The sequence below is a fragment of the Desulfuromonas sp. AOP6 genome (assembly GCF_009731355.2).
In the GTDB taxonomy this organism is placed as follows: domain Bacteria; phylum Desulfobacterota; class Desulfuromonadia; order Desulfuromonadales; family SZUA-540; genus SZUA-540.
The window spans coordinates 571,692-585,004 of the sequence record NZ_AP022810.1 but is presented as its reverse complement, the minus strand read 5'-3'; the positions used below and the strand labels follow the sequence as shown (position 1 = coordinate 585,004).

Annotated in this window: 12 protein-coding genes; 2 read left to right on the top strand and 10 right to left on the bottom strand. The window is 58.4% G+C overall.

Annotated elements, in window-relative coordinates; all coding sequences use genetic code 11:
• Positions 1 to 140 precede the first annotated feature (140 nt).
• Positions 141 to 2,408, top strand: coding sequence for a GspE/PulE family protein (locus AOP6_RS02805; RefSeq protein WP_155875119.1), 2,268 nt, complete (start codon positions 141 to 143; stop codon positions 2,406 to 2,408).
• 60 nt (positions 2,409 to 2,468) lie between these two features.
• Here the strand turns inward: AOP6_RS02805 and AOP6_RS02800 are convergent, their stop codons facing one another.
• The 5 genes from AOP6_RS02800 to AOP6_RS02780 all read right to left on the bottom strand — a co-directional run bounded on the left by AOP6_RS02800 (position 2,469) and on the right by AOP6_RS02780 (position 7,236).
• On the bottom strand, positions 2,469 to 3,800 hold the full coding sequence (locus AOP6_RS02800; protein ID WP_155875118.1) for a hemolysin family protein: 1,332 nt from the start codon (positions 3,798 to 3,800) through the stop codon (positions 2,469 to 2,471).
• A 20-nt stretch (positions 3,801 to 3,820) separates the two neighbouring features.
• Positions 3,821 to 4,837: a TerC family protein gene (locus tag AOP6_RS02795; protein WP_155875117.1), complete on the bottom strand. Its 1,017-nt coding sequence runs from the start codon at positions 4,835 to 4,837 to the stop codon at positions 3,821 to 3,823.
• A 563-nt stretch (positions 4,838 to 5,400) separates the two neighbouring features.
• The gene (locus tag AOP6_RS02790; RefSeq protein WP_155875116.1) at positions 5,401 to 6,246 is read right to left on the bottom strand and encodes an RsmD family RNA methyltransferase; all 846 of its coding nucleotides are present in this window, start codon (positions 6,244 to 6,246) and stop codon (positions 5,401 to 5,403) included.
• Positions 6,247 to 6,309: 63 nt separating this feature from the next.
• Positions 6,310 to 6,555 carry a YheU family protein gene (locus tag AOP6_RS02785; RefSeq protein WP_155875115.1) on the bottom strand — a complete coding sequence of 82 codons (246 nt, stop codon included), beginning with the start codon at positions 6,553 to 6,555 and terminating at the stop codon, positions 6,310 to 6,312.
• 24 nt (positions 6,556 to 6,579) lie between these two features.
• Complete coding sequence (locus tag AOP6_RS02780) at positions 6,580 to 7,236, bottom strand: methyltransferase (RefSeq protein ID WP_155875114.1); 657 nt, start codon at positions 7,234 to 7,236, stop codon at positions 6,580 to 6,582.
• A gap of 224 nt (positions 7,237 to 7,460) precedes the next feature.
• Between AOP6_RS02780 and AOP6_RS02775 the strand changes: the two genes are divergently transcribed.
• Positions 7,461 to 9,095: an ATP-binding cassette domain-containing protein gene (locus tag AOP6_RS02775; protein ID WP_155875113.1), complete on the top strand. Its 1,635-nt coding sequence runs from the start codon at positions 7,461 to 7,463 to the stop codon at positions 9,093 to 9,095.
• Positions 9,096 to 9,250: 155 nt separating this feature from the next.
• On the opposite strand, the gene AOP6_RS02770 is transcribed toward AOP6_RS02775, so the two are convergent.
• From AOP6_RS02770 to AOP6_RS02750, 5 genes are all read right to left on the bottom strand, one after another.
• Positions 9,251 to 9,727, bottom strand: a complete 477-nt coding sequence (locus AOP6_RS02770) for a DUF4112 domain-containing protein (RefSeq protein WP_155875112.1) — start codon at positions 9,725 to 9,727, stop codon at positions 9,251 to 9,253.
• Between the two features lie 219 nt (positions 9,728 to 9,946).
• Positions 9,947 to 11,050, bottom strand: coding sequence for a cache and HAMP domain-containing protein (locus AOP6_RS02765; protein ID WP_155875111.1), 1,104 nt, complete (start codon positions 11,048 to 11,050; stop codon positions 9,947 to 9,949).
• Positions 11,051 to 11,088: 38 nt separating this feature from the next.
• Entirely contained in the window at positions 11,089 to 11,439 is a 351-nt protein-coding gene (locus tag AOP6_RS02760; RefSeq protein ID WP_155875110.1) for a roadblock/LC7 domain-containing protein, read from the bottom strand.
• 11 nt (positions 11,440 to 11,450) lie between these two features.
• Positions 11,451 to 12,086, bottom strand: a complete 636-nt coding sequence (locus AOP6_RS02755; RefSeq protein WP_155875109.1) for a hypothetical protein — start codon at positions 12,084 to 12,086, stop codon at positions 11,451 to 11,453.
• Positions 12,087 to 12,106: 20 nt separating this feature from the next.
• Positions 12,107 to 13,246, bottom strand: coding sequence for a response regulator (locus AOP6_RS02750; protein WP_213194731.1), 1,140 nt, complete (start codon positions 13,244 to 13,246; stop codon positions 12,107 to 12,109).
• Positions 13,247 to 13,313 lie beyond the last annotated feature (67 nt).

The window sequence follows — 13,313 nt, the reverse complement described above, 5'->3', positions numbered from 1 at the left end:
TACCAGGACATCCCAGCCCGGCATCGCCACGGAAAAAAATTCACAACCGTGGCTCTTTTCGTGAATTCTCTCGATTTTTCTGATAACTTATTCAAACATGATAATTTTAATCCTCATTTGCTCGGCGTCATGGAGGTCACGTGCCCATAAAAGCGGTCATAAAATTTCTCAACGGCAATGAATGCGAAGGCATCCTCACCCACCCTCTCAATCCCGAAGAGGCCGGCATAGAACTTCTGGATGGGAAAACTTCGCAGCCGGCAACATACCCCTTCGAGGCGATCTGCTTTATCCGCCTGCATGATGATCCAAGCCTCCATCCAGAGTTGGCCAAGGACTCAGCGCCCGAAGATATTTATACCGCCACGGGAGATAGCTTCCGCCTCCTTCTTAATCGGGGAGAGCGCTATTTCCGGGGCGTTTTCGGCTATTCCGAAAATCCGGCCCAGACCGGTTTCACGCGCATTTTCTTCACGCGTATCGGGCTGGACATCAAAAAACTCAACCCTCTGCTCGGTGAGGTGCTGACCAAACAGGGGGCCATCAAAGAAGACAAGCTCAAGCGGGGCCTGGAACTCCAGGATAAACTGCGAAAACAGCGGCTGGGAGAGATCCTGACCGAAGAGGGGCATCTGCGTCAAACCTCGGGAGAAGCCGTTATCGCCGCCGCCAAAAAATCAGGACATCGCGCCACTCAGTACCGTGTGGGAGACATTCTCATCGAGGCGGGGCTGGTCACACGGCGACAGGTGGATGAAGCTCGTGCCAAGCAGGAGAACAACCGCCACAAGAAACTCGGCTCCATCCTGGTGGAAAAAGGCTGGATTTCGGAGGATCAACTGCTTGAGGCTCTGGCCCAGAAATTCGGCCTGCGGGTCATTGATCTCGACGAAGCCCAGGTCAGCCCGGAAGCCGTGCGCACGATCTCCCGTGGACTCATCGAACGCATGCAGGTGCTGCCCATAGAAGTCACCAGCAACCGGCTCGTCGTGGCCACCTCCACCCCGACCGATCCGACCATAAGCGACAACCTCTGCTTTGCCACCAACCGCCGCATCGAACTGGTCGTCGCCAGCGCCCGTAAAATTGAGGAGCACATCCAGCGCTTCTTCTACGACTCCGAAGACGAAATCGAAGAACTCATCGGCAATCTGGACGACGTAAAAATCGAGGTCGTCGAAGAAAAGGAAGTCGAACGCGTCACCGAGTCGGATTCCAAAGTCATCACCCTGGTCAACAAAATCCTGCTTGATGCCCATCGGCGTGGCGTCTCGGATATCCATTTTGAGCCGGAGATGGGCACCTCACCCCTCATCGTGCGCTACCGCAAAGACGGCCAGTGCTATACGGCCCACCGCATCGGCGCCCAGTACAAGAAAGCTATCATTTCGCGCATCAAGATCATCTCGAAGCTCGACATCGCTGAGCGGCGGCGTCCTCAGTCCGGCAAAATCATGCTCAAGCACGGACGGGAGAAAATCGAATACCGGGTGGAAATCACCCCAACCATCGGTGGCCAGGAAGACGCCGTCCTGCGTGTCCTCAATGCCGCCCGCATCCTCTCCCTTGAACAGCTGGGCGTATCGGCCCATCATAACGAACGCTTTCAGGCCCTGCTGAAAAAACCCTACGGCATTATCCTCTGCGTCGGCCCCACCGGCTCGGGCAAAACCACCACCCTGCATTCGGCTATCTCTGAAATCAACACCGGCAACCGCAAGATCTGGACCGCCGAAGACCCCGTCGAAATCACCCAGCGCGGCCTGCGCCAGGTGCAGGTCAACGCCAAGATCGGTTTCACCTTCGAAGAAGCCCTGCGCTCCTTCCTGCGCGCCGATCCCGACGTCATCATGATCGGTGAAATGCGCGACCGGGTTACCGCCAAGGCCGCCATCGCCGCTTCCCTCACCGGCCACCTGGTCTTTTCCACCCTGCACACCAACAACGCCCCGGAAACCATCGTGCGTCTCATCGAGATGGGCGAAGATCCTGTCAACTTCTCCGAAGCCATGCTCGGCATCATCGCCCAGCGGCTGGTCCGCCGCCTGTGCAACCAGTGCAAGGTGCCCTATCACCCCAGTCAGGAGGAGTACGAGCAGCTGGTCGCCTCCTACGGCGAGGAATACTTCAGCGCCCACAACATGCCGGCGCTGACGGACGACCTCATGCTCATGCGTTCCCAAGGCTGCCCGACCTGTGAAGGCTTCGGCTACAGCGGCCGCATCGCCATTCAGGAGCTGCTGGTCAATTCCCCCGCCCTCAAACAGGCCATCCGCCAGCGCGCCGGCGCCGGTGTTTTAGAGGAGGTCGCGCGGCAGGAAGGCATGAGAACACTGCGCCAGGACGGTATCGAAAAGATCTTCCAGGGGATCACCGACCTGAGCCAGGTGAACATGGTGTGTCTCTGAGCAGAAGGGGAAATAGGGGATGAGTGCCACAGGGCTCACTGTCCTCGGCCAAAAAACACCCTAGGCGGATTCTTGCTCCGCACCGCCCTCCTGTCTCATCGGTTCAATTTTAACCTTGAGAATAGATGTTGGCGTCACCTTCACGCAGGTCAGCAGATAACTTCCCCACACCACTCTTTCCCCCTCAACGGGAAGATGCCCCAAAGCAAAAAGGATCAACCCGGCAAGGGTGTCGAAAGGCCTTTTTTCCGGAAGACGAAAGTCCAGAAGATCAGCCAGATCGTTCAGGGGAAGCAGACCATCCACCAGATAACTGCCGTCCTGCAGACGCCGGATACGTTGCAGTCCCTGGCCATCGTGCTCGTCTTCAATTTCGCCTACCAGTTCCTCCAGCAGATCCTCGGTGGTGGCAATACCACTCATTCCCCCGTATTCGTCGACAACAACCGCCATGTGCACGTGCCGACGCTGCATCTCCCGCAGCAGCCCATTGATTTTCTTTGATTCCGGCACAAAAAACGCCGGCAGCAAAAGACTGTCCAGGTTGAAGTCAGCGGTCTGCACCGCCAGACTCAGCACATCCTTGCTGTGAATGAAACCGACCACATTATCCACATCGCCGCGATAAACCGGAAAGCGTGAAAACTGGCTTTCCAGCACCGTTTTCAGAATTTCGGCGCGATCCTGCGCCAGATCCAAAGCCACGACCCGCGGACGCGGAACCATGATCTCCCGAACGCGAATGAGGGAGAAATCGAACACGTTGCGTATAAACGTCTGTTCACTGAGGGAGACAGCGCCAGAGGCATGCCCCTCGGCGATCACATGCTGGACTTCCTCCTTGGTGATGAAGGCCTGTTCCCCCGTGGCCCTGATCCCCAACAGACGCAAAACCATGCGGCTCGAAAGAGTCAGCACGTACACCGCCGCCCCCCCGAGACGGGCAAGAGTCCGAATGGGTCCCGCGACAAACAGGGCAATCCCTTCCGAATATTCCAGAGCCAGCGCTTTGGGAACCAGTTCGCCAAGGACCAGAGAGAGATAGGCGATAAAGCCGACCACCACAAACAGCGCCAGGGGTTCAGCCGCATTGCTGACAAAGCCGAGCGTAGACTGCTGCAACAAGGGCTTGATGAGTTCAATGGCAGCCGCGCCACCAACCGCCGACGCCATGGTGCCAACAAGCGTTACACCGATCTGTACCGTGGCCAGGAATCGGTGCGGATCGGTGTGGAGCTGCTCCACCACTTTAGCCTTTTTATTTCCGTCTCTGGCGAGTTGGGCGATGCGCCCCCGACGGACAGAGACGATGGCGAGTTCCGCTCCCGCAAAAAATCCATTGGCCAAAATGAGGACCAAAACAATGGCCAGCTCCAGCCAGATGCTCTCCATAAAAATTTCCTTCCGTTCTGTTAACGCTTGATCGTAGGCGAATCGTCGTTACCCGATGCTTTTTTGACCGGACTGCCCGGCACCCAACCCTGGATTGCCTCTATGGCGGCAGCTTCTTTCGGCAGTCGGCGGGTCTTGACCACGGAGATCAGCATTGATCCTCCGATGAGGAGCGCCGTGATCAGCAGGGCCGCCTCGGTGGGGATCACCTTGCCGAAAGCGGCGTTGATCAGCATCTTCGCACCGACCACCATCAGGACCAGGGAAAGCCCGTATTTGAGGTAGTGAAAGCGGTGAATGATGCCGACCAGGGCGAAATACAGAGCCCGCAGACCGAGAATGGCAAAGACGTTGGACGTATAGACGATAAAGGGATCGGTGGTGATGGCAAAGATGGCCGGGATCGAATCAAGCGCAAATACCAGGTCGCTGACCTCCACCAGAATCAGAACCACCATCAGAGGGGTCAGATACAACAGGCCATTGCGGCGAACGAAGAAGCGCTGACCTTCATAGGTTTCCGTGACCCTGAAACGACGACGGATCAACAGTACCAGACGGTTGCCCTCCATGTCCGGCGTCTGATTGATCGTCGCCAGCATCTTGGCCCCGGTAAAAACAAGAAAAGCGCCGAAAATATAGATCACCCAATGGAACGCCGCGATAATCGTCGCTCCGGTGAGAATGAGCACGGCCCGCATCACCAGGGCACCCAGAATGCCCCAGAAAAGCACCCGGTGCTGATAGCGGGGCGGCACGGAAAAATGACTGAAAATCAGAACAAAGACGAAGATATTGTCGACGCTCAGACTTTTCTCCAGCAGATAACCGGTGAAAAACTCGATGCCGGCATTCGCGCCGAGAAAAAGATAGACCCCCGCGCCAAAGATCAGGGCCAGCACGAAATATCCGAGACTCAGCAGCAAAGCCTCGCGAATTTTCACCTCCTTGCTGCCGCGGTGAAGTACGCCGAGGTCCAAGGCGAGCAGAACCAGTATAAAGAGATTGAAACCTATCCACATCCAGAGAGAATTCACCAGAAGATCCCCTTTGCCAAGCTGTTAACGAAACGGAGTCAGACTTGCCCCTGTTGGCTGCTGTCTGAGATGAAACTATAACAAAAAGCTCACGGAATACCCGGAGACCCGCAACGGCTTGACGAACGGGGAGAGTGGCGTCGCCGATGGGAGACACGGGCTGGCTGTGCTGGATGAACGAAAACAGGAACGGTTGCCGGTGTCCAAAAGAGAACCGGCCAGAGAAGGGTCTTTGTAAGATTTTTCATTTCTGGGCCTCTGCGTAATGGGTTGCGCAGCGGGCAAAAGAAAAGACCCTTACCCGCCGCATGTTTGAATGCGAGGACAAAGGTCTTGCAAAGCTCGACGTGATGTCTCAGCTCCCGCGTCCGGGTGGTTGGCCACCGTATTGACGAAGCGCGGGCCGGATTCTTTCCGGAAGCTACTCCCCATTTGTTCGAAATGAAGAGTAGTCATCTCTTTTGAAACTGTCAATGAGATTTTTTGCCAGAAGCAGCAAGGGGGGCACTAACCTCCTGCCAGGCGAACAGGGGATATCTCTAAGAAGCCGCGACTGAAACGACCTACTTCCACGCTCTCACCCCCATGAGGGCAGGCACCTTCTCCACGCGGGTGAAGCCGGCCTTTTTCAGGCGTTGCACCGCCTGGTCGACAAAACTGCTGCCGCGCCGCACCAGCTGGGGGTTGCCGGTATAGTGAAAGAGCCCGCCCCGTCGGGTGAGGATACGGTGGATTTCGCGGTAAAAATCGATGCCATAAAGCTCGCCGGCCAGGGAAAAGCGCGGGGGATCGTGAATGACCGCTTCGAAGGAGGCTGCTGCGAGCTCGCGGATATAGGTGTCGACATCCGCCTGCACCGACTGGATGCCGGGGGCGGACAGCCCCTGCGACCAGGGGTTCTGTCGGCGCAGCGCCATGACCGTTTCGCTCCGTTCCACCGTCACGACCTGACGGGCTCCCAGCCGAAGCGCCGCCAGCGCCGCATAACCGAGACCGCCGCAGGTATCGAGCACCCGATCCCCTTTTTTCACCACCTGCGCCGCCATCTGACCGGCGCTCTCAAAGGGATTGATCCCCTTGGAGATGTGCATCTTCACGCCGCTGATTTCCAGAAGCGGAGCCTGCGCCGTTGGCACAAGCTTGTAATAGCCCTCGTCCCGGTTCTCCAGCACCACCAGCTCGCCGCCTTCGAGCAAAAAGATCCGGTTCTTTTTGCTCTCGATCCGCTGCAGGTCTTCCCGCTGCAGAAGGTTGTCGTCATCGAGCACCAGGGCGTCGCCCTGCAGCGTGAACGTGGCGCGGGAGAGATTCAGATCGACGGAAATTTCCACCCGGGGTTCACCCCTGTCCAGTGCCGCCAGCACCTGCCGGGCGACCTCGGCCTCAAACCAGTATCTGTGGTGATGCATGCCTGCTGCTTTCCCAAAGACCGTCGACGAGTCTTTGCTTTTCGATTAGGGATAAAAATGCCTTCAGCGCCGCACGACAATATTGGCGGTCTGCGTCTGCAGATCGAAGACCACTTTGGCTTTCTTCTGCCGGAGTTGCCCCAGCACCTGCTCGACTTTGTCCTCCAGCGTACAGCCGGTCTCGCCCCAGTCCGCCCCGTCCCGGCTGACGAACTCCTGGATGAGGTGGCGGAGCACCTCCGGTCGGATCTCTTCGTAAGGGACGTCGATCCCTTCTTCCTGCCCATCCCCGTTATTATCCGGCCTCATCTTCTCATCCTCGTGAGCTGGGGTTCATAGCGGCTCTGCCAGCAGCAGACGGTTCTTCGGCGTGATATCCGCCGGGATGGTCTGGGTATGCACCCGGTAGCCCCGGCGGCCAAGACTCGCTGCTCGCGTGGCGTCCATGGCCAGGGCGCCGTCCATCCACCCCTGCAGGCCACCCGTATCGCCGCTATCGAGGTGGTGGCAGCAGGGGAGCACGGCCACCCGCGCGCCGGCGTTCACCGCCCTCTCCAGCACCAGATCGGTGAGCCCGCCGCAGGCATGGACGGAAACCACCAGGTCACCGGGGCCAAGCGCCACGCTGTCGATATCGGTCGAAACGAAGGTCACCCGACCGCCAAGACGGGGCCAGGCGGCCTCTAACACTGCCGACAGGGTCCCGGCGCTCTGGGGCAGCTGCCGGTCGACGGCCAGGGCCTGCGGCGAGGTGTCGTCCAGCAGCAGCAGGATATAGGCCAGCAGACCATGGCCGCAGGCCAGATCGACCACCCGGCCGCCCCGAAAACGGCGGCGCACCCGCCGGGCCACTTCCCAGGCCTCGAACAGCTCTTTGCGCGGCAGGCAGCCGGCCTCACAGACCGCCCGCGCGAGGCGGTCAAAGAGGGTATCGGTGGCAAAGAGGGGCAGCTGGTGCCGGGTAAGACGATTGCGGGAAGAGCGATCCATGGCGAAATCCTGACAGCGGTTAGCGGCGTGGCAATGATGCCGGCAGGATACCCTCAAAACGGATGCCGTCCTAGAAAAAACCTCGGTGAAACTGCCATCTGCGACAAGTCGGCCGCATAAAATTGTTTGCCGCCGGCCAGTCGCTAGTGGTATAAGGGGCAGGCATGTGAACCACAGGGGTCACCCCTGTGGTTTTTATTTTTTCGCAAAGGACAGTCGTTATCATGATCAGCGCTCACAATGTCGCCCTCGCCTACGGCAAGAGGGTCATCTTCAAAGATGTCAACATCAAGTTCGTACCGGGCAACTGCTACGGTCTTATCGGCGCCAACGGCGCCGGCAAATCCACCTTCCTGAAGATTCTGGCCGGTGAACTCGACCCCGACAAGGGGGAGATCTCCGTCAGTGCCGGCGAGCGCATCGCCATGCTGCGCCAGGACCACTTTGCCTTTGATGAAGAGACGGTCTTCAACACCGTCATGATGGGGCATGCCCAGCTCTACAAGGTCATGGCCGAGCGCGAGGCGCTCTATGCCAAGGGAGATTTCACCGAGGCGGATGGCATCCGTTCCGGCGAGCTCGAAGCCGAGTTCGCCGAAATGAACGGCTACGAGGCCGAGTCGGAAGCGGCTGTGCTGCTCAACGGTCTCGGCATCCCGGAAGAGCTGCGCCACAAGAAGATGAAGGAACTCGAAGGGGGCGAAAAGGTGCGGGTACTGCTGGCCCAGGCCCTTTTTGGCAATCCGGACATCCTGCTCCTTGACGAGCCGACCAACCACCTCGACCTCAAATCCATCGGCTGGCTGGAAGACTTTCTCTCCCGCTTTCAGAACACGGTCATCGTCGTCTCCCACGACCGCCACTTTCTCAACCAGGTCTGCACCCACGTGGCCGACATCGACTTCGGCAAGATCACCGTCTACGTCGGCAACTACGACTTCTGGTACGAGGCCAGCCAGCTGACCCTGAAGCAGAAGCAGGAAGAAAACCGCAAAGTCACTGAAAAAGCCAACGAACTCAAAGAGTTCATCCAGCGCTTCAGCTCCAACGCCTCCAAGGCCAAACAGGCCACCTCGCGCAAGAAGCTGCTGGACAAGCTCACCCTGGAGGATATGCCCGTCTCTTCACGCAAGTATCCCTTCATCGCCTTCAAGCCCGAGCGGGCCTGCGGCGACATCATTCTCGAAATCAAAGACCTGTGCAAAACCGTCGACGGCGTGCAGGTGCTGAACAATTTCAGCCTCAACGTCAACAAGGGGGACAAGATCGCCTTTGTCGGCGGCGACAGCCAGACCAAGACCACCCTCTTCCAGATTCTGGCCGGCGAGCTCAAACCCGACAGCGGCAGCTTCCGCTGGGGCGTGACCATCACCTCCGCCTACTTCCCCAAGGAAAACCGCCGCTACTTCGACAACGAGCTCAACCTCATCGAATGGCTGGGTCAGTTCGCCCCCAACGAAGGGGAGAGCTTTGCCCGCGGCTTTCTCGGCCGCATGCTCTTCTCCGGCGAAGAGGCCACCAAAAAGGCCAACGTCCTCTCCGGCGGCGAGAAGGTCCGCTGCATGCTCGCCAAAATGATGCTCACCGGCGCCAACGTCCTCATTTTCGACGAGCCGACCAACCATCTCGACCTCGAGTCGATCACCTCCCTGAACAACGGCCTGATCGCCTACCCCGAAGTCATCCTCTTCGCTTCTCACGACCACAAGATCCTCTCGACCGTCGCCAACCGCATCGTCGAATTCACCCCCGGCGGCTTCATCGAGCGCTCCATGACCTTTGACGAATATCTGGAGAGCGCAGAGGTAAACGACCTCAGAGCTCAGCACTTCCAGGGCGAGGCCATGCTTACCTTGTAAGGAGAAAGACAGGTCGAGAATGGAGAGAACAAAGAGGCCGGCCCAACCCTCAGAAAGGGGTTGGGCCGGCCTCTTTGCGAGGAGAAAGCCATGGACGGAAGGATAAAAGACCGAATGTCTGTGAAGCAGGTCTGGCAGCCAGCCCCATCCGATGATCAGGCGCCGGCGACCACGGCCAGCAAAGCACGCACCAGCAAAAACCCCAGCGCTCCGACCAGAAGCACAAACCCCAGCAACACGGCGCCCAGCCCCCACGCAAACAGGCGACTGGCGACCAGGGTTTCGCGTGGTTTGTCCAGATAGGCATTCAACAGCTGCACATTGCGCTGATTGGCTTTCCAGGCAAAATCGAACAGGTCTCCCAGCACAGGCACCGCGCCAACTACCGCGTCAAGGCCTACATTGAAGGCCATTTTCACCAGCAGGGATTTCGGCGCACCCAGGCGGGCCGCCTCTGAAATGACCACCCCGGAAACAAGCGCTCCCAGAGTGTCGCCGATCCCGGGGATCAGACCGATCAAAGCATCAACGCCAAAGCGCGCGTTGAAGCCGGGAACCTTGATGGAGCTGTCCAGATACCAGGCCAGCCGCTCCAGCCGCTGGCGGGATTTATCACTCACGGTCTTTTTCACGGAAACTTCCTTTTAGCAACCTAACTTTGGCTTAAAACACGCTCTGCTTGTACGTAAAGAGAAGCCTGATTTACCCGCTTGTCAAGCCAGACCCCGGATCACCGGGTTCCGATGGGTTGCAACGGTGCACCTGCCCCCAGGCATTTACCCACCCCCAAAAAACTGGCGGGCAGGAGATCCCCTGCCCGCCAGTTAAGACGAAATAGGCATGCCTGCGTGTCAGGGAGCTGAGCCGGCGGACTTCATCTTCTTCAGCCGATCCATGGCATAGCGAATGCTTGCCCCCAGGCGTTCGACGGCCTGTGCCAGTGCTCCGATCTCATCACCCCGCGACACCTCGTCGATGGTGACATTGAGATCGCCCTTGCTGAGCGCCTCAGCCACGCGGGTCAGGTTGAGGATGGGTCGGGAAAGCCCTCGGGCGATCAGGTAGGCGACGACAAAGACCAGGACCAGGGTCACGCCGAGAAGGATCAGGGCATCCCGCTGCCTGGCGGCAATGCTCTCATAGGCCTCCTCAACATCCTGCTGGGCCACCATGGTCCACCCCTGGCCGGTCCGGGCCATGTAGGCCAGCACCTTTTTGCCGCTTTCATCCTTGAATTCAATACTGCGACGGCTCTGCTGATTCAAGGCAACGAAGGCGGGGTGGGTGCTCAGGTCCTTGCGTACCCGGGTGTATTCCTCGGACGGATGCGCCACAACCTGTCCGTTCTCATCGAGCAGAAAGGCAAAACCGGTCCTTCCGATGCGCGCCGCGGTTACGGTGTTGGAGATGTCCTCTATGGTCATCGCCGTAGCCAGCACCCCTGCGAGCTTTCTGTTCGCATCGAAGATCGGCGTGGACAGCACCAGGGCGGGCACTCCCGAGGTTTTGCCGATCAGCACCTGTTTACCCAGCTCGGCGCCATTTACGACCTGAAGAAAATATTCGCGATCCCCATAGTACTTGGGACCCTTTCCGTCACTGCGACTGACGTTGTTGCCTGTGACATCCGTGGTGAAGGACAGATAGTTCCACTCATACTTGTCCACAATCGACTGAAGCAGGGGGGTCTGCTGCGCCTCGCGCATCGAACGCATATCCTGCAGGGCGGCATTCTGCAGCAGCATGCGGCGGTTCATCTCCATCCAGCCATCGACCTGCCGGGTCAGGCCGTCGGCATAGGAAGAAAGCCTTTCCTGCACCTGGCGTTCATTCTGTTCGGTGGCCGAACGATAATCGAGAAACCAGATCACCCCCATGGGCACCAGAGAAACGAATAGCATGGCCAGTAGAATCTTTTGAAAAATACCGAAAAGCCCTCTTGATTTAGACATCATGTACCTCCCTTGGAGTGTGAATCGCTTGCTGTTATGGGTTATTCCTGGGAACGCGTCTGGTAGCGCCTGATCAGATCGACGATCTCTCCGGCAAGATCGTTTCCTGGAATTCCGGGCGCAGGCTCAATGCCCAGATGAAACTTTCCGAGGGGAAAAACCATGAACCTCCCCCCGTCGGCATCCCCGACAAAGATGTGTTGGAGTCGGGCCATCCCCAGGACGGCCTGAATTTTTCGCGAGGCCAGCAGGAGGACCTGCAGCATGGCGCCAAGCTTGTCCGCATCCCCAATGTTCTCAGCCACGGGCTGGCCGCTATCTCTTAGCAGAAGATAGCCCGAGACCCGGGGCATACCTGCGAGCTCTTCCAGAAAATCGCCGAGATTCGCCATTCCTGCCTCTCTTATCCAGCCTGCCCGTAAGGAGCGATTATTTTCAGAAAATCCTTCACTTTCTGCGGATCTCCCAGTTCACGGCTGAGAATCCTGACCAGCTTGGGCAGGGACTCGAAGGACATCTTCCCCGACTGGGACCACTCCTCGAAGGCCTCGTCCAGAATCATCTCGGCCACGGGTCCCATCAGCTGGGCCAGTGCCGCCTCAATCTTCTGAAGCGGCGCCGCCAGAGGTCCGGAGCCGCGCAGCTCTTCCAGTGTCTTGGGGGCAGGCTCGGCCTGCTGGGGTTTCACCGGTTCGGCAGCGGAGAGGTTGCTGGCCATTTCATCAGCGGCCAGACTCAGGGACATGCCCAGCATGTGGATATTGACCTGCGGATCGCAGATGACCACCAGAAACATCAGGTCGGATATCTGCCGAAGCACCAGGACCGAACCATCGAAATGAAGATGGATATCCTGCATGGCCCCAAGATTCATGCGGGTCACGGAGTAGATTTTCAGCAGCTGTCGACTGACCTCCAACAGCTTGTCCGCCTTGAAGACGGTCGGCACGGCACTCTGCAAAACCCCTTTTTTGGCATGAAGAGCGAAAACTCCGAGAACCCCCGGAACGGTCTTGATTTCATCGAATATCTGTTTCATGGCAAGTCTCCCGCAAGGGTTCAGGCTTCAGAGTTGTTCCTGGACAGCAAATCAACCAGCACACCACCTTTTCCGACGGCCTCGAGCCGTGCAACCAGTTGGCCACCGGGGGTCGCACAGAGGAGATACGGATTGCCCTCCCTGTCCTGCATTTCGATATGGGACAGGTGATGCCCCAGTTGGGCCCCGGCCTGCTCCGCCGCCATCAGGCAGATGGAGGGGACCAGTTTTCCCAGGCCTGCATCCGAAGGCTTTTGTTCACGAAGAAACCCTTTGTCGTCCAACAGGGCGAAGGCCTTCACCTCCGGGGAACGGGCGAGCACCTCGACGAGGGTGGCTTTGGGAGCGCGTTTGGGCTCAGCAGGCGCCGGTGTCGTGGGCGCTCGTCCAGTCTCGCCCCCTCCGAAATCGGGAGTCAACTGGGCCTGAACATCGGACCAATCGTCGGCAGGAACGGGCGCTGGCGCCTCCTGGGACGCGCCGCTGGCGTTTCGCCGCTCGTCCTCGATGCGAAAGGCTTCGAGGAGAATGTGCTCGATGGACTCCTGAATAACCTTCTCCTTGCACCGACAGACCACCTCCATTTCAATCTCCGGATCGGGCCAGCAGACAATCTGGTAGGCCGCCTGCTCTCCCCGTGCATTGGCCGTTTCCGCATCCATAAGTTCGCCGCGATTGATGAAAAGCTGCCCGGCCTCGCTCCCCGACTTGATCTTCAGGGTGCAGGTTTTATTTTCCATCTTGATGAGCTGCAGGAAGGTCGCCAGGGTAATGCCGCGGATGAGGCTGGAAGTGCTGTTGGACAAGGCCCGGCCGATGGCCCCGGCGAGAGCTTCGAGGTCCAGAGGTTTTTCCAGATAGTGAAAGGTCTTGAATCGCTTGATTTTGGCTTCGATGTCCGGAGTACCGAAGGCGGTCATGACAATGACGGGCGTCGCCGGATAGGCACCACTCATATGGGCCAGTAGCTGAAAACCGTCCATGACAGGCATTTTAAGATCGGTCACCACAAGGTCGATGGGCTGCTCCTGCAGCACCCGGATCGCCTCCTGGCCATTGAAGGCGAGGTGCAGCCGGAACTGATCCCCGTATTGGGCCAGGCCGTCGCGCACGCTCATCAGGAAGGGTTTTTCATCATCAACGATCAGGACATGCTTCATAGGGAACCTCCTTGGCTTCCCTCTGTAACAAGGCAAAGGGCGTGCCAGCTCCAGGCCCATCCAGAAA

What these genes read in the sequence shown, in the direction of transcription:
- AOP6_RS02800 (WP_155875118.1), bottom strand. Translation starts at nt 3,800, where the DNA reads ATGGAGAGCATCTGGCTGGAGCTGGCCATTGTTTTGGTCCTCATTTTG.
- AOP6_RS02790 (WP_155875116.1), bottom strand. Translation starts at nt 6,246, where the DNA reads ATGCATCACCACAGATACTGGTTTGAGGCCGAGGTCGCCCGGCAGGTG.
- AOP6_RS02785 (WP_155875115.1), bottom strand. Translation starts at nt 6,555, where the DNA reads ATGAGGCCGGATAATAACGGGGATGGGCAGGAAGAAGGGATCGACGTC.
- AOP6_RS02780 (WP_155875114.1), bottom strand. Translation starts at nt 7,236, where the DNA reads ATGGATCGCTCTTCCCGCAATCGTCTTACCCGGCACCAGCTGCCCCTC.
- AOP6_RS02775 (WP_155875113.1), top strand. Translation starts at nt 7,461, where the DNA reads ATGATCAGCGCTCACAATGTCGCCCTCGCCTACGGCAAGAGGGTCATC.
- AOP6_RS02765 (WP_155875111.1), bottom strand. Translation starts at nt 11,050, where the DNA reads ATGATGTCTAAATCAAGAGGGCTTTTCGGTATTTTTCAAAAGATTCTA.
- AOP6_RS02760 (WP_155875110.1), bottom strand. Translation starts at nt 11,439, where the DNA reads ATGGCGAATCTCGGCGATTTTCTGGAAGAGCTCGCAGGTATGCCCCGG.
- AOP6_RS02755 (WP_155875109.1), bottom strand. Translation starts at nt 12,086, where the DNA reads ATGAAACAGATATTCGATGAAATCAAGACCGTTCCGGGGGTTCTCGGA.
- AOP6_RS02750 (WP_213194731.1), bottom strand. Translation starts at nt 13,246, where the DNA reads ATGAAGCATGTCCTGATCGTTGATGATGAAAAACCCTTCCTGATGAGC.